The organism is Oscillatoria sp. FACHB-1406, from assembly GCF_014698145.1.
Taxonomy (GTDB): Bacteria; Cyanobacteriota; Cyanobacteriia; order Cyanobacteriales; family Spirulinaceae; genus FACHB-1406.
Genome location: NZ_JACJSM010000016.1, coordinates 85,148 through 105,919 on the forward strand (window position 1 = coordinate 85,148; position 20,772 = coordinate 105,919).

The 20,772-nt window shown below is 47.7% G+C and carries 18 protein-coding genes; 9 read left to right on the forward strand and 9 right to left on the reverse strand.

Translation table 11 applies throughout. The annotated features are described in order from the left end of the window. Positions 1–47: 47 nt before the first annotated feature. On the forward strand, positions 48–2,237 hold the full coding sequence (locus H6G50_RS15945; protein WP_190718132.1) for a nuclease domain-containing protein: 2,190 nt from the start codon (positions 48–50) through the stop codon (positions 2,235–2,237). A 355-nt stretch (positions 2,238–2,592) separates the two neighbouring features. Next, a complete protein-coding gene (fusA, locus tag H6G50_RS15950; RefSeq protein ID WP_190718135.1) occupies positions 2,593–4,644 on the forward strand; it encodes an elongation factor G in 2,052 nt (683 codons plus the stop codon). 214 nt (positions 4,645–4,858) lie between these two features. Here the strand turns inward: fusA and H6G50_RS15955 are convergent, their stop codons facing one another. Together H6G50_RS15955 and msrB are read right to left on the reverse strand one after the other, a co-directional pair. Continuing rightward, positions 4,859–5,476, reverse strand: coding sequence for a Uma2 family endonuclease (locus H6G50_RS15955; protein WP_190718138.1), 618 nt, complete (start codon positions 5,474–5,476; stop codon positions 4,859–4,861). 159 nt (positions 5,477–5,635) lie between these two features. Continuing rightward, entirely contained in the window at positions 5,636–6,061 is a 426-nt protein-coding gene (gene msrB / locus H6G50_RS15960) for a peptide-methionine (R)-S-oxide reductase MsrB (protein WP_190718143.1), read from the reverse strand. 159 nt (positions 6,062–6,220) lie between these two features. Here msrB and H6G50_RS15965 point away from each other — a divergent pair, with 159 nt between their 5' ends. From H6G50_RS15965 to H6G50_RS15985, 5 genes are all read left to right on the forward strand, one after another. Next, positions 6,221–6,709, forward strand: a complete 489-nt coding sequence (locus H6G50_RS15965) for a GNAT family N-acetyltransferase (protein ID WP_190718146.1) — start codon at positions 6,221–6,223, stop codon at positions 6,707–6,709. 104 nt (positions 6,710–6,813) lie between these two features. Next, positions 6,814–7,056, forward strand: coding sequence for a hypothetical protein (locus H6G50_RS15970; RefSeq protein WP_190718149.1), 243 nt, complete (start codon positions 6,814–6,816; stop codon positions 7,054–7,056). Further along, a complete protein-coding gene (locus tag H6G50_RS15975; RefSeq protein WP_190718152.1) occupies positions 7,053–7,454 on the forward strand; it encodes a type II toxin-antitoxin system VapC family toxin in 402 nt (133 codons plus the stop codon). Before H6G50_RS15970 ends, H6G50_RS15975 begins: the two co-directional genes overlap by 4 nt. A gap of 176 nt (positions 7,455–7,630) precedes the next feature. Further along, a complete protein-coding gene (locus tag H6G50_RS15980; protein ID WP_190718155.1) occupies positions 7,631–7,834 on the forward strand; it encodes a type II toxin-antitoxin system HicB family antitoxin in 204 nt (67 codons plus the stop codon). A gap of 14 nt (positions 7,835–7,848) precedes the next feature. Next, a complete protein-coding gene (locus H6G50_RS15985) occupies positions 7,849–8,055 on the forward strand; it encodes a type II toxin-antitoxin system HicA family toxin (RefSeq protein ID WP_199303058.1) in 207 nt (68 codons plus the stop codon). A 35-nt stretch (positions 8,056–8,090) separates the two neighbouring features. Here the strand turns inward: H6G50_RS15985 and H6G50_RS15990 are convergent, their stop codons facing one another. Then, the gene (locus H6G50_RS15990; protein WP_242032850.1) at positions 8,091–9,731 is read right to left on the reverse strand and encodes a glycosyltransferase family 39 protein; all 1,641 of its coding nucleotides are present in this window, start codon (positions 9,729–9,731) and stop codon (positions 8,091–8,093) included. Between the two features lies 1 nt (position 9,732). On the opposite strand from H6G50_RS15990, the gene H6G50_RS15995 reads away from it, so the two are divergent. After that, entirely contained in the window at positions 9,733–11,301 is a 1,569-nt protein-coding gene (locus H6G50_RS15995) for a hypothetical protein (protein WP_190718158.1), read from the forward strand. Positions 11,302–11,305: 4 nt separating this feature from the next. Here H6G50_RS15995 and H6G50_RS16000 read toward each other — a convergent pair whose 3' ends face one another. The 6 genes from H6G50_RS16000 to H6G50_RS16025 all read right to left on the reverse strand — a co-directional run bounded on the left by H6G50_RS16000 (position 11,306) and on the right by H6G50_RS16025 (position 19,307). Further along, on the reverse strand, positions 11,306–12,826 hold the full coding sequence (locus tag H6G50_RS16000; RefSeq protein WP_190718161.1) for an AAA family ATPase: 1,521 nt from the start codon (positions 12,824–12,826) through the stop codon (positions 11,306–11,308). An 86-nt stretch (positions 12,827–12,912) separates the two neighbouring features. Then, on the reverse strand, positions 12,913–14,037 hold the full coding sequence (locus tag H6G50_RS16005) for an FtsW/RodA/SpoVE family cell cycle protein (RefSeq protein ID WP_242032851.1): 1,125 nt from the start codon (positions 14,035–14,037) through the stop codon (positions 12,913–12,915). 234 nt (positions 14,038–14,271) lie between these two features. Beyond that, positions 14,272–14,475: a phycobilisome linker polypeptide gene (locus H6G50_RS16010; protein ID WP_190718165.1), complete on the reverse strand. Its 204-nt coding sequence runs from the start codon at positions 14,473–14,475 to the stop codon at positions 14,272–14,274. Between the two features lie 712 nt (positions 14,476–15,187). Then, the gene (gene apcB, locus H6G50_RS16015; RefSeq protein ID WP_190718169.1) at positions 15,188–15,673 is read right to left on the reverse strand and encodes an allophycocyanin subunit beta; all 486 of its coding nucleotides are present in this window, start codon (positions 15,671–15,673) and stop codon (positions 15,188–15,190) included. Between the two features lie 98 nt (positions 15,674–15,771). Continuing rightward, positions 15,772–16,257 carry an allophycocyanin gene (locus H6G50_RS16020; protein ID WP_190718172.1) on the reverse strand — a complete coding sequence of 162 codons (486 nt, stop codon included), beginning with the start codon at positions 16,255–16,257 and terminating at the stop codon, positions 15,772–15,774. Positions 16,258–16,601: 344 nt separating this feature from the next. Then, the gene (locus tag H6G50_RS16025) at positions 16,602–19,307 is read right to left on the reverse strand and encodes a phycobilisome rod-core linker polypeptide (protein ID WP_190718174.1); all 2,706 of its coding nucleotides are present in this window, start codon (positions 19,305–19,307) and stop codon (positions 16,602–16,604) included. Between the two features lie 256 nt (positions 19,308–19,563). Between H6G50_RS16025 and H6G50_RS16030 the strand changes: the two genes are divergently transcribed. Then, a complete protein-coding gene (locus H6G50_RS16030; protein ID WP_190718176.1) occupies positions 19,564–20,751 on the forward strand; it encodes a glycosyltransferase in 1,188 nt (395 codons plus the stop codon). Positions 20,752–20,772: the final 21 nt, after the last annotated feature.

Below are 20,772 nucleotides of genomic sequence, written 5' to 3' on the forward strand. Positions count from 1 at the left end.
CTATCTCTGGGATAAAATCCTCCTCGCTAATATAATTTACGCTTAAAATGAGTTACCCCAAAATTAGCTTTGTCAATCTTAAAGGTACGCCCTTTCTTCCCGATGAAAATGGCATTACTCATATTCGCCAATTTGGAGAGAGTTGGTATGTCGAACTCGACAAACCTTGGCGAGGTGAAATTATTCTTGAGGGAAAATCTCCCTTCTCACTGACTCAGATTCCTACCACCCAGCGTTGGGAACTACAGGGAAAATTGAAAGGAGAAATTGCGCGGCGATCGGGACAAGTTACAGTGTTATTAAAAGATAAAGCCGGTAAAATGTTAAATGAAACGGCTGCTACTTTACACATTTATCCTGCTAGTATTAGCGAACAACAAATCGAGCAAGCGATCGCTGATATTGGCATTTTAGCTATCTCTACTGCCTGTTGCGTACAAAGAGAGATGCCCGTACCTATGGGTGAAGGTTCTGGGGTTCCAGGATTGGGGCAAAAATGGCAGGCAGGAAACGGAATGCTGGTAACGGCTACAGCATTACTCGAACTCGCATCTGTTGTCCGAATGAATTGGAGCGAAATTGAAAAAAGACCGCTGAAAAGTTTTGTTACTGAAATCGGAACTCTAGAGGTTGAAAAGGCAGGTATTTCTCCTCGAAGTTTGATTGAGTATAAACTCAACCCATTCAAACGAAGAGTTATCGGAATTAAGCGGACGGAATCATTTCAATGCTTAGAAAATGAATTCCTGTGTTATATTTTAGACTTTTACTTGAGGGACTTCGCGAAAGGATTAGCAGTTGCAATAGGGTCGTTAGACTCAAGAAATCTAGAGAATAAATTTTTTGAGCAAAAGTGGCATAGAAAGGACGAAGATTTTAAAGAATTCGTGAAAGCTGCCAAAAGAAGATGGCGGTTATTTCAATCTGATAGAGAAGAGTTTAAGAGACAAGCTAAAGACAAAATTTCGCAATTGCAAGATTGTGTTGAGTGGGCAGAAAAAGCGAGAACTTCTCAATTTATTAAAGATATTAAAACGCCGACAGTCCCTCAACTCAATTCGCTGCGATTGATTGAGTCATCGAGCTATGCTCCCATTCTCGATTGCTATTTAAACTTAAAAGGAGGTACTCTAGAACCCATTCAAAAAGTTTTGCATTTGCTCGAACAGATTTATCGAGGAGAAGTTCGTCCGACTTGGGAGATTTACGAAATTTGGTGCGTTGTCAAGTTATATACTGCGTTCATTTTGTATGCCGATATGCAGCCTTTAGAAGGAGAAGCTCATCTTTTTGAAAGCATTGAACTTAAGAGCGACGGTACGCTCGAATTACCTAAAAATAAACTTTTTTCCCTCGTTACCCGAAATAGCAAGTTTTCACTTCGAGTTGGAGTCCAGTACGAACCCAAACTGAGAAATACAAAAGATGAATTAAGAACACCAGATATTTTACTTTTTGTGGAAGTCGATGGCAAAGTTAACAAATATGTTTTTGACGCGAAATATAGAGACTATACTCAGCAAACATGGGAGCAATTAAAAAAAGATGTCATGGATGTCGCTAAAAATCGCTACTTGCAGGAACTCTCTTTAACTTCTGCTTTTATTCTTCATACCGATATTCGTAAAGATTATTGGGGAGAAGTACATTTTGACCGTTTTGTACGAGAAGAATTTGGTGCTATCATTAATGAGTTTGATTATGCCGGACATCGGTATGGCGCGATCGCATTAATTCCAGGACAAGATGAAGAGCGCCAGATTAAACGAATTTTACGTCTCCTCCTGCAATATCATAATACAGAACTTTGTACGACTTGCTTAGCGTGCAGTCAGCCTTTAAAATGGGGTAAGAATGTTCGTTCGAGTTGGCTTCCAGATCTCATCTCAGAAGAAGACTTGATTGAGAGAGTCATCGCTCGAGAAAAAAGTGCAGGAAATGGAACTGCTTTATACTGTTCCTGCCCGCAGTGCGGAGATTTCTGGGTAATTCAAAATTGCTACGGAGAGCATCATCATCTTTTAAAGTTTAAAGATTGCTTTCACCGTAACTCAGACCATCCCGAATTTAAAGGAAAATGGATGTATATCTGTCCTGAATGCGGAAGCGATCCTTCTTTAGAAGATTTGAGAGAAGATTCGCGTGCAAAAAAAATGGTTATCAATGACATTGCTACATCGGCAAGTCCAAAATGGTGGACGGATTATATGGCGGCGACGGGTCTAAATGAATCGTGAAAAATGTTACTCAGAGCGGGAATAGTGCGTTACGCTTCGCTAACACACCCTACTGCCGTGACACAGCTAAAACTGTGCGATAGGTTTCTCGTTCTATTGCTTACTCGATCGGGTTTCAAGAGTTTTTCTAAAGCCTCATTTAAGGTGTGTCACGGCACTACACAGGAAAGCTGAAAAGCTGAGGTGGGATGGGTAGGAGCCTTGTTGGGGATTTGATGTAACGGAAAACCCGCCCCAAACGGAAGGGGTTGTACGCAATCTGAATTATATATGCTACAATGAAGCTAGACTTCCGATCGCGCGGATCGGAAACCCATCAACTTATCCCTTTAGTCTGGCAAAAATAGGAGCCATCATGACTGCTATCCCGCGAGAACGCATTCGCAATATCGGCATTTCCGCCCACATCGACTCCGGAAAAACGACCTTGAGCGAGCGAATCTTGTTCTACACCGGCAAAATCCACAAAATTGAGGAGGTGCGCGGCGGTGGCGATGGCGCAACACTGGACTACATGGAACTCGAGCAGCAGAAGGGCATTACCATTACCTCTGCGGCGACGACTTGCGCTTGGAATGACTATCAAATCAACCTCATCGATACACCGGGTCACGTTGACTTTACCATCGAAGTAGAGCGATCGCTGCGGGTTCTCGACGGCGGCATCATGGTGCTGTGCGGCGTTGCGGGCGTGCAGTCCCAATCCTTTACCGTAGACCGGCAAATGAAGCGCTACGGCGTACCGCGCATTGCGTTTATCAATAAACTCGATCGCGCCGGAGCCGATCCCTTCCGCGTCGTACAATCGCTCAAAGATAAACTCAACCTCAGCCCAATTCTGCTTCAACTGCCCATCGGCTTGGAAGACGAATTTAGCGGCGTTATCGACCTCATCGAAATGCGCGCCTGCACCTTTGAGGGCGAAAATGGGGAAAATTGGACGAAACAGCCGATTCCCGACTCCCTGCAAGCCGAAGCGCAAGCAGCGAGAGACCATCTGTTAGACCGCATTTCCCTTTATTCCGATGCCATTGTTGCCAACCTCCTCGCCGAACAAGAAGTTCCCAGCGAACTGATTTGGGAGGCGTTGCGCCAAGCGACATTGAAACTAGAAATCGTTCCCGTCCTCCTGGGTTCTGCCTACAAAAATAAAGGCGTGCAGAACCTACTCGATGCTGTCACCCTTTATCTTCCCTCGCCCTTAGACCGAAAAATCGTTACTGCAACGAACGTCAAAACGGGCGAAGAAGTTAATCTCGAAGCCAATCCCGACGCACCCTTTGTCGGACTTGCCTTCAAACTCACCGACGACGAATTCGGGCAACTGACCTACGTCCGCATTTACGCCGGACGTATCGTCAAGGGAACCCGCGTCATTAACAGTCGCACGGGTTCGCCCGTCCGCGTCAGTCGTATCGTGCGCCTCCACGCCGACGAACGCCAAGACATCGAAAACGCGGAAGCAGGCGATATCGTCGCCTTTATGGGTGTTGACTGCGCCTCTGGGGATACCCTCTGCGCGCCGGAACGGGTGCTTTCCTTAGAAGCAATGTTCGTCCCGGAACCCGTGATTACCCTCGCGATTACGCCCAAATCTCAAGAGGATTCGGTGCGGATGGCGAAGGCGTTAAACCGCTTTGTGAAGGAAGATCCGACCTTGCGCGCCAGCAGCGACCCGGAGGCGAACGAAATACTGATTTCGGGGATGGGAGAACTGCATCTAGAGATTTATCTGGAACGGATGCGGCGGGAGTATAACGCGGAGGTGTATGTCGGCAAACCGGCAGTGGCGTATCGGGAAACGATCGCGCGATCGGCTAGCTTCGACTATACCCTCAAAAAACAAACGGGAGGGTCGGGGCAGTACGCGCGCGTGGTAGGGAGCATTGAACCTTGTGAAGAGGGCTTCAGCTTTGAAAATCGTGTGGTTGGGGGCGCAATTCCCAAGCAGTTTATCCCGGGCTGCGAGAAGGGATTTCGGGACGCGATCGCGACCGGACGCTTGCGAGGCTACCCCGTGGTCAACGTCAAAGTCATTCTCTCTGGCGGTGACTTTCACCCCATCGACTCCAGCGAAAACGCCTTCCGATTTGCCGCCCATCAAGGCTTCGAGCAAGCCTTCGATCGCGCTAACCCTTTAATGTTAGAGCCGATTATGCTCGTTGAAGTCGAAACGCCCAGCCAATTTGTCGGACGCATTCAAGGCGACTTACTCTCGCGGCGCGGAACGCCCATCGGTTCCGAAGTCGCCGCCGATTACACCGTCCTGCGCGTCGAAGTTCCCTTAGCCGAAATGTTCGGCTATTCCACCAACTTGCGATCCGCCACTCAAGGAATGGCAACCTTTTCGATGGAATTTTCCGGCTATCGCCCGATGGCTGAAAAGGTTGGGGCGGCTGTTCGTTAGGGGTTATACCAACTCTCATTGATTTTGCACGATTCCCGAAGAGGGCATAACGATGTTATACCCCTACGAAGAAAAATTTAGTGCATCGTAACTGAGAATTGGTATTAGGTTAAAAACTCATGTAAGGGCATTGCATTGCAATGCCCTTACTGCTTGGAATAACTTTACAACCGTTTATATCGACGATTCGATAAACTGCTCTTAAATTACGATCTTATCTTTGAGCGTTAAAAATTTGATGGGCTGTTAAATCTAAATTGGGAAAAGCAGAAGATTTTATGCGATCGTTGCCTCGAAATTGCTGAATTTGGTATTCTCCATCTACCAATCGACACATGGAAAGCGTTGGCTGTTTTGGATCGCCAATATAGCGTCTGCCACCCAATCCTAAATAATCGACAATCCAGTATTCAGGAATGCCTAATGCTTCGTAATCGACCAGTTTATACCCATAGTCATCTCTCCAATTTGTAGAAACGACTTCAACAATCAAACAGACCGACTTTCCAATGGTAATAACCGATTCTTTTTTCCAGCGCGATTCGTTGCTTAAAGCTTGACGATTGAGAACAACCGCATCGGGTTCATAGCCGGACATTTCATTTGCGGCTTTGACAATACATTCTCTCGGAATGAACCCGGATTTTTCATCTTTGCGAATCTCAAAGTTCAGTTCTGCAATAATAAAGCCAGCAACTTCAGAATGGTCTCCCGTTGGCTTTGGCATTTCAATAATGGCTCCGTTATGAAGTTCATAGCGACATTCAGAATTCTCTGGATATTCAGCTATGAATTCGTCAAACGTTATCGGTTTGAGTAGGGCTTGAATCATGAATAGAGTTTAAGCATCTAAGTTTGTTATATAGCAAAGCGCGCTCCCGCTCTGGAGCCGTGTAGCGGTGCGCGTCAAGCGGAAATTTTACGCTCCGAACCCCAATCTTAACTTGTAGGGGCGTTACGCTTCGCGCTCCGCCCCCTACGTTTCGCTCAATTAACTCTCTTTCGTCGGCGAATCGGGGATAAACTCCAGCGCCACCCCATTCATACAATAGCGCTGTCCCGTCGGTTTCGGGCCGTCCTCAAAAACGTGACCCAAATGTCCGCCGCAACGACTGCAATGCACTTCCACCCGCGTCATAAATAACGAACGGTCAACCGTAGTTTCCGTCGCCCCTTCCATCGGTGCGTAAAAACTCGGCCAACCCGTACCGCTATTAAACTTCGTCTCCGAGTTAAAAAGCTCTTGACCGCATCCCGCGCACAGATAAGTCCCGGACTCGTATTTTTTGTCGAGGGGGCTAGTAAAGGCGCGCTCGGTGCCATGCTTGCGCAGAACGTGGAATTGTTCTGGGCTAAGGCTTTCGCGCCATTCGCCGTCGCTTTTTTCAATTTCAAAATCTTTTTTAGATGTTCCCATCGCGTTCGTTCTCCAAGGTTAAAATGCGAGCTACGTTTTCATTATGACGAAAATTGGGTTCTCTCTTCTTGCCCTACCGCACCAGCCCTAGTCGTAATTCCCCACCTCTGGGTAATGATAGAGTGAGACACCCCCAAACAGAGTTAGCAAGTTTAGGCTATGCAAATCGGTTTCCAGCCCGCCAGTCAAGCTCATGTTCCCTTATTAGCGGAATTTATGCAGCGATTCTACGCTATTGACCATTATCCCTTCGATGAGGGGATTGTTAGAGATGCCTTAGTCGGACTGATTGCCAACGATTCTTTAGGACGCATCTGGCTGATCGAGTGGGGGGGGATTGCTGTGGGCTATGTGGTATTAACGTTTAGCTACAGTTTGGAGTATGGGGGACGAAATGCCTTCATTGATGAGTTGTATCTCGAGGAAAACTATCGAGGTCAAGGCATCGGTACGGAAGCCGTTCGGTTTATCGAAGAAATGTGCCAGGAATTAGGGGTTAAAGCCTTACATCTGGAAGTGGAACCGGGCAATATAAGAGGGCAATCTTTGTATCGGAAACGGGGTTTTAAGATGCACGAGCGCCATTTAATGACCAGGCGGTTTGCTTTTCTATGTCTATCAGCAGGTGGAGACAATCCTCAAAGCTAAAAAGTTAGAGAGTTTAAAATACAGATAAAATTTTGTGTATGGGGACTGGAAATTGGTATCAGAATATTTATCGATTATCAAAAAATGTACTTGAGGTAAAGAGAATGACACCAGAACTCCAAAAACAAATCTTAGAGTTGCCATTAAGCGAACGGTGGAGTCTTCTAAGGCTGTTAGTCGATTCTCTACAGCCAGAACTCTTGCCAGAGGAGCAATATCGAGGGCTAAATAACTATTCCAACTGGACTCCAGGCTTTTTTGAAAGAACCGCTGGCGCTTGGCAGGGGGAACCCCTAGAACGCGGAAGTCAAGGTCAGTGCGATCGACGAGATTGGAGTTGGTCATGAGTTACCTTTTAGACACTAATACTTGTATTCAATATCTGGTTCGTCGAAGTTCTTCAATCGCGACTCGTATGGCCGCCCAATCTCGATCGGAAATTTTTCTCTGCGATGTTGTAAAAGCTGAACTTTATTACGGGGCTTATAAAAGCACTCGTCGAAATAACAATCTTGTTTTATTTGAAGAGTTTTTTAACGAATTTATGAGTTTGCCCTTCGACGGCAAGGCTGCAAAAATTTATGGGGAAATTAGAATGGAACTTGAAAGTCGAGGAATTCCTATCGGTCCCTACGACTTACAAATTGCAGCGATTGCACTATCCAACAATCTCACCCTCGTCACTCACAATGTCCGAGAGTTTAGTCGAGTTGTCGGTTTGCGGTGGGAAGATTGGGAAGTTTGAAGGAACTACTACTGCAACACCACTCCAACGAGGGCAAATCCGTCCGCAGTACCGAGGATTGCGCGTTGAGGGAGCGATAATTGGGCGAGTCAAGACTTTCAGCTTTTAGTAGCGCTCATTATCGGGCAAATAGCGCTATATAATGAATAGGGTAGAGCAAGCTTTTAAAAACTGTTATGAAATGGCGAGTCATACTCGAACCCGATGTCGAAACAAATGATTGGGCAGTTTGGTGTCCGGAGTTACCAGGATGCGTCTCGGCTGGTACGACACAAGAAGAAGTACTTAGCAATATTCAGGAAGCTATAGAGCTTTATTTACAACCAGAACCCGTTGAATTGCTGCCGGGGGCTGTTATCTGTGAGGTAACAGTTGGATAAGCCGACTGAGGAGAATGAATGCTGATGCTGTCGAGCGTATATTACGGCGGTATAATTTTGAATTGATTTCTCAAAAAGGGAGCCATCGAAAGTGGCGCAATAAGTCAAAAGATATTCAAGTTATTGTGCCTTATCATCGGGGCAGAGATTTACCAACAGGAACATTACGCAACATTATGGTAACGGCGATGATTCCCGAGCGAAAATGGCAGTCTCCATAAACGCGAGTTCGACGCTAAAATTAAGCTGAAAATCTTTATTGCGAAATCGGTCCAACGAGGGTAAATCCGTCCGCCGTACCGAGGATTGCGCGTTGGGGGGGCGATAATTGGGCGAGGGCGCTTGCATCGAGGAGGAGATAGTCTCCCGATTGCCAGTGTTGGCGCAGGGCGGGTAAGTCGGCGGGGTTGACGGCGCGATCGCTATAAAAGTCCAAACTAGGACGATTATAGGCGAAAGAGGTATAAATAACGCGCTCGCGTGGCGTATTTTCCCGAATCAGCGCGCCGATGCGAACGACGGGAAATTGTTCGTTTAACTCCCAATTCCAAGAGGTGGAAGTCATCAGCAACGCAAGGGAAAGATACATTCCAATTGCGAGAATGGGGATAAAGATGCGATCGCGTTTTTGCATCCGCCAAGCGGTTAATCCCATCGTCACGGCAACCCCAATTCCCATTAATATTAAAGTCGGTTGCGGATCGGCAACGATGAAATAACCGCACCCTGCAAAGCCTACAAACGTTAACAAGCCAAAAAACGCGACCAAAAATAGAGAATATCTTTTTGGTTTTTCTGCGAGTTGCGTTAACTTTGCCCCGACCGCCAGCGCAAAAAAGGGATACAAGGGCATGACATACCACGGCAGTTTCGTTCCCATCAAGGAAATCGTGGTGAGGAAAATAATTGTCCCGACTAAGATTAAGTTTGCCCAACTATTGGGAGTTCCTTTTTTCAAGCGATCGAGCGATGAAAAACTGCTATGCTGCCAAGCTAAAATTAATCCTCCCGGCCAAAATAATAGCCAAGGAAAACTATACTTAAGAAGTTCGATGAGGTAGTACCACGGCGGGCCATCGTTGCCTTCAACAACGGTTGCAATGCGATCGAAATTTTGAGAGCCTAAATGTACTTGAATGAATAGATCGCCGTATTTTAGCCATTGGGAATAATACCAACTGAGGGCAAACGTTGCCCCTAAAATTAAGCCCAACCAAGCGTAGGGATTTTTAAAGATTTTCCAATCGCGATCGCACAAAATCAACGCCCCCGCAATCGCCCACAAGGGAAAAACGAGGATTCCCTTCGTTAGCGCGATCGCGGCAAGACATACCCCGATCGCGATCGCCCACAACCGCTGTTTTCGCGCCTTCAATAGGGCGAACAGCAGCAAAATGAAAAAAGTATTCACCAGTCCGTCCAGCATCATTAAGCGCCCGTGACGCACCACTGGTAGTAGCGTTAAATATACCGAAGCGGACAAAATCGCGCTGAGGCGGCGGGGAAACACTTCGCGCCCGACGAGGTAAAGCAGCGGTACGCCCATCGCCGTCAGCAGTGCCACCGGAAGGCGCGTCGTCAGTTCGCTAACGCCCCCAAATAGGTGATAGCTGCTTGCGACAATCCAATACCCTAACGGCGGTTTCATAAAATAGGGCTGCCCGAAAAAGGTTAAATAGAGCCAATTTCCGGTACGGTATAGTTCGCGCGAAACCATTGCATGAGAACCTTCATCCCAATCGCGCAGGGGAACATTCCCTAGAGAAATCGTCCATAATGCGATCGCAGCCAGACAAAATATTACCAGCCACTGAATGTCTGTCAGTGAACGAAGGCGAAATCCGAATTGCTTTTTGATATAATTTTCGTTTTTGGATTCTTCAGCGTTCAAAGTCAAAATGTCCCCGTCTCGAATCTGGTCTCAATTCTACAAAAGAATATCGGAAGATCGTAACACTTTTACTTTCTTTTTTCTCTCTATCTTCTTTCTTTTTGGATTAGTTGGCATTCTCAATCATGCTATGTGGCGCGATGAAATGACGATTTGGTTAATCGTCCGCGATAGCGAGTCAATGGCAGAGTTTTTACGCGTAATTCGCTACGAACCCCATCCCGCGCTTTGGTATTTCTGCGTTGCATTGCTGTATCGCATCGCTCGCGATCCCATTATTATGCAATTATTTCACTTGATCTTAGGGACAATCGCGGCTTATCTTTTCCTCCGATATTCTCCTTTTCGCACGTTTCAAAAAGTCCTATTTGTTTTTGGCTATCTCCCCTTCTATGAATATTTAGTTATCAGTCGAAATTACAGTTTGGGGATGCTTTTTAGTTTTCTTTTTTGTGCTTTGTATGCAACACGCCAGCAAACTTATCTTTGGTTAGCCATCTGTTTGTTCTTTATGGCGAATTGCAACGCTTACAGCTTGTTTATCGCGATCGCGTTAGGGCTGACTTTAATCGTTGAGGTGATTTTCAGTAGAACTCTTGACTACCAAACTCGCGCGAACCTAAAAAATAAGCTTTTTAGCCTTGCCATATTCGGCATCGGCGTTCTAACTTCCATTGCATTCTTGATTCCGCCCAGCGATAACTTAGAAAATGGCGGACTATCGAGAGGCTGGAATTTATCATTCGATATTCGTCACTTTTTTACGGCTTTATCGCGTCTTTGGAATAGTTATATTGTTCTCATCATTGCCGGAGATTCTAAATACTATAGCGTTCTGATTTGCGGTACGCTTTCTCTGGCGATTATCGCTTTGGTTGCTGGCATTTTTTGGAGAAAACCTTTAGTTTTATTTTTTTACGCGATCGCGACGGCTGAAATTCTGCTCTTTACTTATATTAAGTTCCTCGGCGCACAACGACACTTTGGTCATCTTTACCTCGTATTGATAATCTCATTTTGGCTAGCGAGTTACTATAAAAAGCGTGAGTTATCACCACAAATCCCAAAAAATAGGAATACTAGAAATACCGCGATCGCACAGTGGCTAACGTTTTCACAACGGCAGGGAAAAACCTTCTTAAACATCCTACTCTGCTGTCAATTGATTGGCGGTATTGTCGCGTTCAGTCGAGACTTTACTATTCCCTATTCTGCGAGTAAAGCTGCCGCGCAATATCTTCAAACGAATCAACTCGATCGCGGATTTTTAGTCGGCAGTCAAGATGTCGCAATGTCTCCCCTATGCGGCTACTTAAATCGAAAAATTTACTACCCCGAACGTCAAGCGCTTGGAAGTTTTGTTTTATTTAATCGCAGTCGCACTGAAGTCGATTCGGGAGAAGTGTTGAGACAAGTCTCGGAAAAGTTACAAACTGCTACTGAAGAAGTTATCTTAATTCTCAATTATGAGTTAAAAGAAACTCGCGGCGATCTGTCAATTTTACCTTTAGAAAAATTCGTTGATAGTTTGATCTATAATGAGAAATATTACTTATACCGAGTGCGGAGAGAGTAACAATTTAAAGCATTTTAACGGAATTGAAATTCTCTTCTACCGCGCGCACATAACGCTGTTCTGCGGGCGTAAAAGATTCAAATGCTGCCCTTTGGCGTGCTAGTAGTTCGGGGGTTGCATCGGAAATGTCTCCGCTGCGGGCGGCAACGCGATCGCGCAGTACGTCCAACGGCGCGTTACAATAGAGAATCTGTAAAGGGACTTGTAGCGATTCGCACAATTCAACTACGGGTTTTCTCAAAGCGACGCGATCGTACTTCGCATCAAGAATCGCGCTAAACCCACGCTGAACTAGCATTTCTGCCAACTCCAACAAACGCCCATACGTTTTCTGATTCATTTCAGGCGTATAAATTGTATCATCTCCCCGCTCTTGCAAATCCAGTCCCGCCAGATGCTTGCGTACCGCATCCGATCGCAGGTGAATCGCCCCCCATTCCCGCCCTAACTGGCGCGCTACCGTACTTTTCCCCGAACCTGACAATCCCGACATCATCGCAACTCGTCCGCGATGGGTTTTGGTGTAATTCCAAGCCAAACGGTAGTAATTTTCGGCAGCTTCTTTTGCTTTCTCCTTCTCTTCAGGAGGTACTGCTGCATCATCAAGCAAGAAAGAGTTCACCTTAGCACGCACGTAAGCTTGACGACTTAGGTACAACGGCAAAACTTGCAATCCTTCCCAATCGCCCGTCCGCTCGAGATAAGTATTTAAGAAAGCATTCCCTAAATCGACGCGCCCCCGCGCCTCCAAATCCATTACCGCAAAGGCGACATCGTACATCGTATCGACAAAGCGAAATTCTTCATTAAACTCGATGCGATCGAACAAACGAACTTTTCCTTCCCACAAGCAAATATTTTTTAAGTGCAAATCGCCGTGAACTTCGCGGATTTTACCTCGCGCTTGTCGCTGCTTCAATAAGTCCCGTTCGCACTCAAAAAAGCGATCGCTAAATTGCTTCGTTTCCTCAAATTGCTGCTGGGTTTGTACCCTTCCAATGTAAGGCTCGCTCTGTTGATAATTCTCATCAAATGCTGCCTTGATTTTTTCAACTTCCCCAAAGCTGCGGATATAGTCATTCGTCTTTGCACTTTGGTGAAATGCGGCTACCGTTCGCCCCAATTCTTCCATCCATTCGATAGTTAATTCTCCTTGCTCGAATAAATGACTCCAGAGCATCGTTTGCGGAAACTGTCGCATCTTTATTGCATATTCGATAATTGCGCCCTTACCTTGTAAGGTATATCGCTCCCCATCACACGTAATTGGTAACACTTCAAGATAAATTTCGGGTGCTAAATCCCGATTCATCCGTAGCTCTTCCTGGCAAAAATGCTGTCGTTTTTCGAGCGTCGAGTAATCAAAAAAACCAAAGTTAACTGACTTTTTAATTTTATAAGTATAATCTCCCGTCAAAAAAACATAGGAGGCGTGAGTTTGTAGCAGTTCAATCGGCTCTTTCACCGGATGGGGATAAAACTCCGGCTGTTGCATTTGTTGAATGATACCCAGTTCGTAACTCATAACTCATAATTCCCATTCATCATTCATCACTCATAACTCATCATTAATAACTTATCCCTCATAATTCATCACTCATAACTCATAATTCATAATTTTTTTCTTCCTTTCTTACGATGACTTTGTAGCGAAATAACTTCTGCTTCGTTGCTTTCCCGAGCCACGCGCACGAGTAACCCCGCTAAGAGCAAACTGGCAATAACCGAACTGCCCCCATAGCTAAAAAGTGGAAGAGGCAATCCCGTTGTCGGTAGCGCGCCCGTCGCTACACCAATATTAATCAGCGCTTGCCCTACTAACAGTACCATGACACCAATCGCTACCAATTTGCGAACGGGTTCGCGACATTTAATCGCGACGATAACAGCGAAGCTTGCATAAGCCATTAACAGTAGCAACAAAACAATGCTGCCCGCAAAGCCAAATTCTTCCGCGTAGACAGAGAAAATAAAATCTGTGTACTGAATGGGCAAATAAAATAGCTTCTGTTGGGATAAGCCGAACCCAGAACCCCAGGTTCCGCCGGAACCAACGGCTAAGAGACTTTGGATTAACTGATAGCCATCTCCCATCGGATCTGCCCAAGGGTTGAGAAAGGAAGTTACGCGGCGGCGCTGATAGTCTTGGATGCTGATACTGCCGACGGCTAACATAAACCCTCCTAAAGCCGTTCCTCCCATGTACAGGAGGGGTACGCCCGCTGCTAGGGCAATCAGCCATAAGGTTATACCGCATAACGCCGCCGTACTTAAGTTGGGTTGAAGCAGAATACTGCCGAGAAGCAAGGCAAACGTTCCCAACCACAGTCCTCGCTTGCGGTTATCTAACTGTTTCCATTGTCCGAAGACGATCGCGCTTTGCAATACTAAGAAGGGTTTAATCAATTCTGAGGGCTGTAAGGGCAAGGAGGCGACACTCACCCACCGCGTTGCACCATTCACCGTCGTTCCCAAACCCGGAATCAAGGTGGTCATAATTAACGCTAACAGCAGCCAGACGAACCACTTAGCAATTCCAAGCGCGTAACGAATTGGCCAGCGTACCAGAAAGTTAAAACCCAGCAGTCCGACAAAAATCCAGAGCAGTTGCCGCTTAAAGTAGTAGGCTCCGTCGCCAAACTCGGCATCGGCAATAGGATAGGAAGCCGAAAAGAGCATCACTAAGCCGACGAAGAGCCACAGGAAGGTTAACCAACGGAGCGATCGCGCTTCCATCGCCCAATTGCCGACTTCGGGATCGAAGAAGGGGAAAAGGTATCGTAATTTATCGAGGGGAAACCGCTTCTTCTCGAGCAGTTCGGTTGAGCGATCGCGCATTGCAGTGGAGGCGGGAGGGGTATAGGTCAATATACAGGCTGAAGGGCGCAATCCGCTACGCAGATCCCTTCGGATACACAAAAAAAAAGAGGTCGCTTTCGACCTCCCCCGCGCAAACTGTAACAGGAAACCTTAGACAAGTCCGGTATTAATTCCCTGCTTCCCGGTTGCGAGTTCGACTTTAACAATTTTGCCGCCCATTTTCATGATTCGCTGCTGTTCGCGGAACCAGTTATCAAAGGGAACCAACTTAGTAAAATAAGTATTTTGAAGTTCTCTCTGCGTCCGAATTCGAGTTTGGCTGGGAACGCAAGCAGTCACTTTAAACATTCGCATCGGTCAATTTTTCTCCTAAACTAAAAATCAAAAAATGAAGATTACTGTTGACTTTTTGGCTGATTAATGCTTACTAATTTATTCGGTTTTTGAAATGTTTAGTCAGGTTTGGAATTTTTCCGCCCCCGTTCGCGAGGGAAATCGCGCAGCCAAGTCATAATATTTGCCTTGACATCCTCACCGCCCTAAAAGTGCGGTGATTCCTAAACCTCACGATTCAGGTTTCTGCTTCATTGCAACTGCCTCCACCCGCAAGGAGTTTTATGGTCTTACGTTCGCTCCACAGACTATCCCCGCTAGCCCAGCGGTTCTTAGGTGTCGAAATTCCGAAAAGAATTTCTCGGTTTTGGGTTGATTCGAGGGATAGCTCTACCCATTGCCCCGTCCTCTTTTCCCGGTCTACCGATTTTTCTTCCCCGTTGCGAAGTTTCGCAAGCTTTGGTGTTAGGGTTTATGTCTCCATCGTCGCGGGTGGGTCATTGACCAACACGATTCTACCAAAAATTAATGTAAAGCCGTGCTAGAAGCACGGGGTTTCAAACCCATTTTTCTGATGAAACTGCTAAGGTCGGGAGTTAGCGAGTCAATACTAACTGTCGAAACTTAAAAGTCGGACATACCGGCTAAGCCTTCAACGAGTTAGCACTCACTTGCTGACTTCCCGAACCTAGTGGTGGAATTGACTGGCTTTGGGTTCGTTAACCTCTACAGACTAGCTCAAGCCAGAGCTAATGTAGTCTAAGTAAACGCCCATTTCCTTACCAGCATCAGGACCGACGAGAGCAGCGGTCGCTTCTTTGATCGATTGAATCGCTTGAACCGTGGTGCCGATGGGAACGCCGAGGGAGTTGTAGGTTTCTTTCAAACCATTGAGAACGCGCTCGTCGAGGATGGAAGGATCGCCAGCAAGCATTGCGTAGGTTGCATAGCGCAAGTAGTAATCCAAGTCGCGGATGCAAGCTGCATAACGACGTGTGGTGTACATATTACCGCCGGGACGGGTGGTATCGGTGTAGAGCAAAGACTTTGCTACAGCTTCTTTAACGATGGTGGCTGCGTTGGCGCTGATGGTGGTAGCAGCACGAACGCGCAGTTCGCCCGTCTTGAAGTAACCTTTGAGCTTTTCCATTGCCGAGCTATCCAAGTACTTGCCTTGGACATCAGCAGTGTTGATAACAGCAGTAATTGCGTCTTGCATAGCTTTGTTTCCTTGTTTTACCTAAGTCTAAGAATCTCGATCGCGGATGCTCGATGGCAGAGCATCTCTAATTTTTAAGAATGTCGAGGGGGCGTTTCCTAGAGCAACCCACCGATTACGAAGTCGAAGTAAGCTGCCGCTTCGCTAGCATCGGCTCCGGACATCATGCCGGTTGCTGCATTTTTCATTTCGCGAACGCCTTCAGCCATCGCGTCGAGGGAGGTTCCCAGAGATTTGTACATTTCTTTTGCACCGACCAAGCCGATTTCTTCAATCGGAGTAGCATCGCCAGCAACGATTCCGTAGGTGATCAGACGCAGGTAATAGTCGAGGTCGCGCAGGCAGCTAGCGGTCATTTCTTCGCCGTAAGCGTTACCGCCGGGGGATACGACATCCGGACGCTTTTGGAAGAGGCGATCGCCTGCTTCTTTAACGATGCGTTCGCGACCGCCGGTTAAGGTTTCAGCAATGCGAAGACGGCTTTCACCGCTGCTGACAAAAGCTTTGATTCTATCGAGTTCGCCGGGGCTGAGGTAACGAGCCTCTGCATCTGCATTCACGATGGATTTCGTGACAATACTCATGGATATCCTCCAACAAAAAAAAATAGACCGGGTGGACTTAAAACTGGTGTTTTAAAATTCGGCGGCTGAATTTTTTGGGAATGCGCGATCGGCTTTCCAACCGACCTCGATTTCCTGACTCCCTCAGCAACCTTCCGCAATCATTTTGCGGTATTTCGTCCGCTTTCTCGATCGACGCTTAATACTTTTTTACATTTCTCCTCATCTTTGAGAGGAATTGTTACAAGCGCAAACGAAAATTCGGCGATCGCAACTCTAATCCCGAGCGGGTTTTCGAGCGCGATCGTCCAATTCAGCGTGCGATCGCCGGTCGGCTTGCCGCGAGCAAACCAACCGGACGCGGGCTACAGACCGCTTTTAACGGGCTTGAAACTGGGAACGACCAGTTCCTTATCTTGCTTGGTGAGCTTGTTATACAGCCGTTCGGTATTGGGGAAGTTCGCCGCCGGTAGGGTCGGGAAGCGACGGTAGGGAACCGTATCTTCGCCGAACACTTGCAGGTATTCCATACTGTTAACCATTGCCGAGATAAAGGCGCGAATGCCTTGAGTGGCAAGAATTTGGTTGTAGGTTTGAATTTCCTTTTGGTTGAGCGGCGCGCGCCCCAAGAAGTGCTTCGTTCCCAATTCGATGACCTTCGTGTTGGGGAACGGGGCGTAGAACTGCTTGATGTATAACTCCGAACATCCCAAGCCCTCAATAAACTCTTTAACGGTAATTTCGCCGTTGCTGAGTTTGCTCTCTAAGGCGCTGAATTGCGTCGAGGAGGTGGTGAAGGGCGGAATGTCGCGCTCGAAGATTTGACGGTAAGCTGCCGCGATCGCGTTTTTGAGTTCGACTTTGTTACCGCGATCGATCAGTTTGAACGTCTTGGTTTGTTGGCGCTTGGTCGAAACTCCTTGAGCGATCCGCATTTGAATATCGGGTTCGGTGCGATTTTCCGATACCGTTCCCAACTGAACGTAGCGCGGCGTAACTTCTTCGGTCTGACGAACGTTATAGGTCGTATCGATCGCCGGACGACCCGAGCGCAGCGATCGCATCTTCGCGCCCGCCGCCGTCAGATAGCGTTCGTAAGGTACCGTATCTTCCCCAAAAGACTCGGAATACTCTGTACTATCGACAATGGCATCGATCAAGGCATACAGCCCCTTCTTCGCACAGATATCGAAGTACATATTCATCTCTTGGCGGCCGTAGGTCGGACGACCTAAGAGGCGGCGATGGATATATTCAATCGCTTTCACCACGTAGTACGGTTGCCAATAAGTCTTGCGGAACGCATCCGACTTCGCCAACAATTTGACGAACTCGCGCACCGTAATATTGCCATTTTCGAGCCGAATTTCTGCGACTTTATCTCGCTGACCTTCGTAAGGCATACGGCCGAAGACTTGCAGATAACAGCCATTAATAACGGCTTGGGTCGAATTTTCCGAGAATTTGACACTCGTTCCCTTCTGCTTGCCGCCTCCCGGAAGTTGGTCGAGCTTGAACACTTTCGGGCCGAGCGTTCCGGGGGCCGCACCGCGCGCTCCTGGATTGCTAATCTGGCTGTTGATGGCCGGTCCTTGATTGATGAGGATGCGGCGGGTGTCCTTGCTAAAAGGCGCTGGGCTGGTATTGGGATTGCGGGTTTCTTTCGGGAAGATCGCGCCGAATTGAATTTCGAGCGGATCGTTGCCCGCACCGTAAACGTGCTGGTCGGGAAGGGGCTGCTCGTACTTGGCAAAGGTCGTAATAAATTGAGGAACTTTGCGGAACGGCGCGCTGTAGTTAAACAGGTCTTGCTGCATTCCCCAGTTGCGGCATTCTTGCGCTTCTTGACCCAAACCGCGCAGGTAAGGTACGGTTTCTTCGCCGAAGTAGTCTGCATATTCCTGAGAATCGACTAAGGCATCGATCAGGGCTGACAGACCGCCGCTAGAAACGATAGAGAAGTATTTTTGGACTTCTTCGCGAGAACTCGGACCGCGACCGAGGACATGACGGAAGGCCAATTCCAAAGCACGGCTGTTAATAAAAGGTTCAAAAAATTGTTTGCGATATAGGGGGGATTTTGCCAGACGGCGCACGAATTCTTTCATCGAGATGTCGCCGTTTTTGACTTGCGACTCGAGGTAGGAATTCGACTGACTGTAAGCGCGCGTGATATCGCGCTCGAAAATTTGCCGATAGGCAGCTTTGACAGCGGCTTGTTTTTCTCCCGCAGAGAGTCCTGGTTTCATCACAAACTTCTGCCGCCGTTCTGCTGCGTTAAAGTAGCTTTGGGGCAGTTGTAAGCCTTGGCGATCGCTGGCGGCGGTTTGACGCACTTTGTCGGAAGGGGTTGAGGCTTCCAGTTCGGCGATCGCGATATTGAAGTATTGAGCGACGATCTCTCGGGCTTCTTCATCGCCGCTGACATAGGCGATGCTCGCGTTGCGCATTTCCTGCATAGCGACTAATGTCGCTGCGATCGAGCAGGCATTTTCGATGACTTCGCGCAGTCCGCGAATATTAACGACCAAAATATTCGGGTCGCCTGCAACAATTGCGTAAGTGACATATCGCAATGTCCACGATAAATCGCGCAGGGATTTGGTCATATTGCTCGGGCCGTAGCGCGAAACGCTAATCGGTCGGAAACCTGCCGGAATCTTTACGGGTAAAACGCCACCATCCGAGATTGAAAAAATCGAACGGATGCCTCCAAAAATCCCAGAACCCCCTTTGCTTTCGACGTAAGTCGCCGAGTCGCGCTCGGCTGCTCTAGCCAAAACGAGCTTGTCGCTGGTTTCTTCGGGCGGTTTTTCGAGGAAGGATAACGGCGAACCTCCGGAAAAAATCCGGTTAGCAGCGCGAGAAACGATTACGTCTGAATTAATCGTCATGATTTGAGCAATATCAAGCCGTTTTGCTCCCGAACCGAAATAGGCGTTCAGTTGACCGAGTTCCCCGGGATCGGGGAAGCGATCTTGCTGTTCTGCCTGAGAAATCGTTGAGAGCGCTACCGTCTGATATAGTTGGGGGCGGGCAACCGAACTTCCACCACTTGCCTTGACACTCATTAGCTTTTAACTATCTCCCATCTAAGCGTGTTGATTTCCTTAAGCTGGGGCATTCTGAGGCTCCATCATTAACCACAATAATGGTTCAGCGCTCCCCTGGCGACTTTGCTAAAAACAAATCTTTATTTAATGCCAGTCTTTAGATTAAAACGTTTCGGGTTTTCTTAGCGATTTTGTTAAGAAGTGTGTCGTTGGCAAAGGCAGCGAACGGGGCGCGCGCGATATAATAAGCTTTGATTATTGGCTGTAGTAAACGATGATTCTCGCGCACCGCTACGCGGATCCCGTCGGGATCGCCACCTTACTGGTTCTTTTTCTCCTCATTAGCGGTTCCATCGTCTTTTACCTCGCCTGCGCGATCGCGATGCGTCAGTTTTTTGACTCCTCTACCCAGAGTCAAGAGATGCTCGCCAAAGACCTGCCGCCCGTTTCGCTGATGATTCCCGCCTGCGGACTCGACGCGGGAGCGTGGGAGAATTGGTCGTCTTTGTGCCAGCAGGATTATCCCCATTACGAAATCCTTTTCGGCGTTGTGGATGGGAAAGATCCAGCCGTTCCTATTCTTGAAAAGCTGGTCGCAACTTATCCCGATCGCGCCCGCCTCTTTGTCAATCTAGAACCGCGCGGAGCCAACCATAAAGATAGTATCCTCAGTTACCTCTTGCCGGAAGCCCAGTACGAGTGGATTATCTTTGCTGACAGCGATATTCGCGTTAGTAGCGACTATCTTCGCACCGTCACCGCACCACTCGCCACTCCCGGCGTGGGGATGGTGACTTGTGCTTTTGTCGGACGCGAACCGCAATCTCTCGGTGCGGCAATGGCGGCTTTTGGGCGCGGTTTTGACTTCATTCCCAGCTTGTTGCTAGCGCGTATCTTAGACGGCGGTTTAAATTGTGCGGTGGGAACCACTCTGGCGACAAGCAAAACAACTTTAGCGAAGTGCGGCGGACTGCACCTCAATCGGATTGGTTCGGATTATAACTTGGGCAAGCGTGTTGCTCGCAGCGGCGATCGCGTCGAACTTTCCCATTACGTTCTCGAATCGGATACCGGCACTGAAACGGTTGGCGATGTCTTCACCCGAGAACTGCGCTGGGCGAGGACGATTCGCTTTAATCGCGGCCCGCAATACTATACGATGATCTTTTGCTACGGTACGGTATTTTGCGTTCCGCTGCTCCTCATCGCCAAGTTTGCACCTTGGGCGATCGCGCTTTCGGCACTCACCTGGACTGTTCGTTACCTTCAAGTTTTTATCGCCCTCTCTCACTTGAAAGCCCCTAAGCTCGCCGGATGGTTGTGGGCTTTACCCTTACGCGAAGTTTTAAGCTTGACAATTTGGATAAAAGGTGCATACGGCGATCGCGCTTTTTGGCGGGGACGTTGGTTAAAAATTGAAGGCGATGGCATTATTAGCGAACAGTTCGCCGAGGCAGAATAGCGAAAATATCCATTCTGCGCG

Bases quoted from the DNA above. Each gene is read 5' to 3' on its own strand.
- H6G50_RS16020 (WP_190718172.1), bottom strand. From the start codon at position 16,257: ATGAGTATTGTCACGAAATCCATCGTGAATGCAGATGCAGAGGCTCGT.
- H6G50_RS15975 (WP_190718152.1), top strand. From the start codon at position 7,053: ATGAGTTACCTTTTAGACACTAATACTTGTATTCAATATCTGGTTCGT.
- H6G50_RS16010 (WP_190718165.1), bottom strand. From the start codon at position 14,475: ATGCGAATGTTTAAAGTGACTGCTTGCGTTCCCAGCCAAACTCGAATT.
- H6G50_RS15955 (WP_190718138.1), bottom strand. From the start codon at position 5,476: ATGATTCAAGCCCTACTCAAACCGATAACGTTTGACGAATTCATAGCT.
- H6G50_RS16030 (WP_190718176.1), top strand. From the start codon at position 19,564: ATGATTCTCGCGCACCGCTACGCGGATCCCGTCGGGATCGCCACCTTA.
- H6G50_RS16025 (WP_190718174.1), bottom strand. From the start codon at position 19,307: ATGAGTGTCAAGGCAAGTGGTGGAAGTTCGGTTGCCCGCCCCCAACTA.
- apcB (WP_190718169.1), bottom strand. From the start codon at position 15,673: ATGCAAGACGCAATTACTGCTGTTATCAACACTGCTGATGTCCAAGGC.
- H6G50_RS16000 (WP_190718161.1), bottom strand. From the start codon at position 12,826: ATGAGTTACGAACTGGGTATCATTCAACAAATGCAACAGCCGGAGTTT.
- H6G50_RS15970 (WP_190718149.1), top strand. From the start codon at position 6,814: ATGACACCAGAACTCCAAAAACAAATCTTAGAGTTGCCATTAAGCGAA.
- H6G50_RS16005 (WP_242032851.1), bottom strand. From the start codon at position 14,037: ATGGAAGCGCGATCGCTCCGTTGGTTAACCTTCCTGTGGCTCTTCGTC.
- H6G50_RS15980 (WP_190718155.1), top strand. From the start codon at position 7,631: ATGAAATGGCGAGTCATACTCGAACCCGATGTCGAAACAAATGATTGG.
- H6G50_RS15995 (WP_190718158.1), top strand. From the start codon at position 9,733: ATGTCCCCGTCTCGAATCTGGTCTCAATTCTACAAAAGAATATCGGAA.
- fusA (WP_190718135.1), top strand. From the start codon at position 2,593: ATGACTGCTATCCCGCGAGAACGCATTCGCAATATCGGCATTTCCGCC.
- H6G50_RS15945 (WP_190718132.1), top strand. From the start codon at position 48: ATGAGTTACCCCAAAATTAGCTTTGTCAATCTTAAAGGTACGCCCTTT.
- H6G50_RS15985 (WP_199303058.1), top strand. From the start codon at position 7,849: ATGAATGCTGATGCTGTCGAGCGTATATTACGGCGGTATAATTTTGAA.
- msrB (WP_190718143.1), bottom strand. From the start codon at position 6,061: ATGGGAACATCTAAAAAAGATTTTGAAATTGAAAAAAGCGACGGCGAA.
- H6G50_RS15965 (WP_190718146.1), top strand. From the start codon at position 6,221: ATGCAAATCGGTTTCCAGCCCGCCAGTCAAGCTCATGTTCCCTTATTA.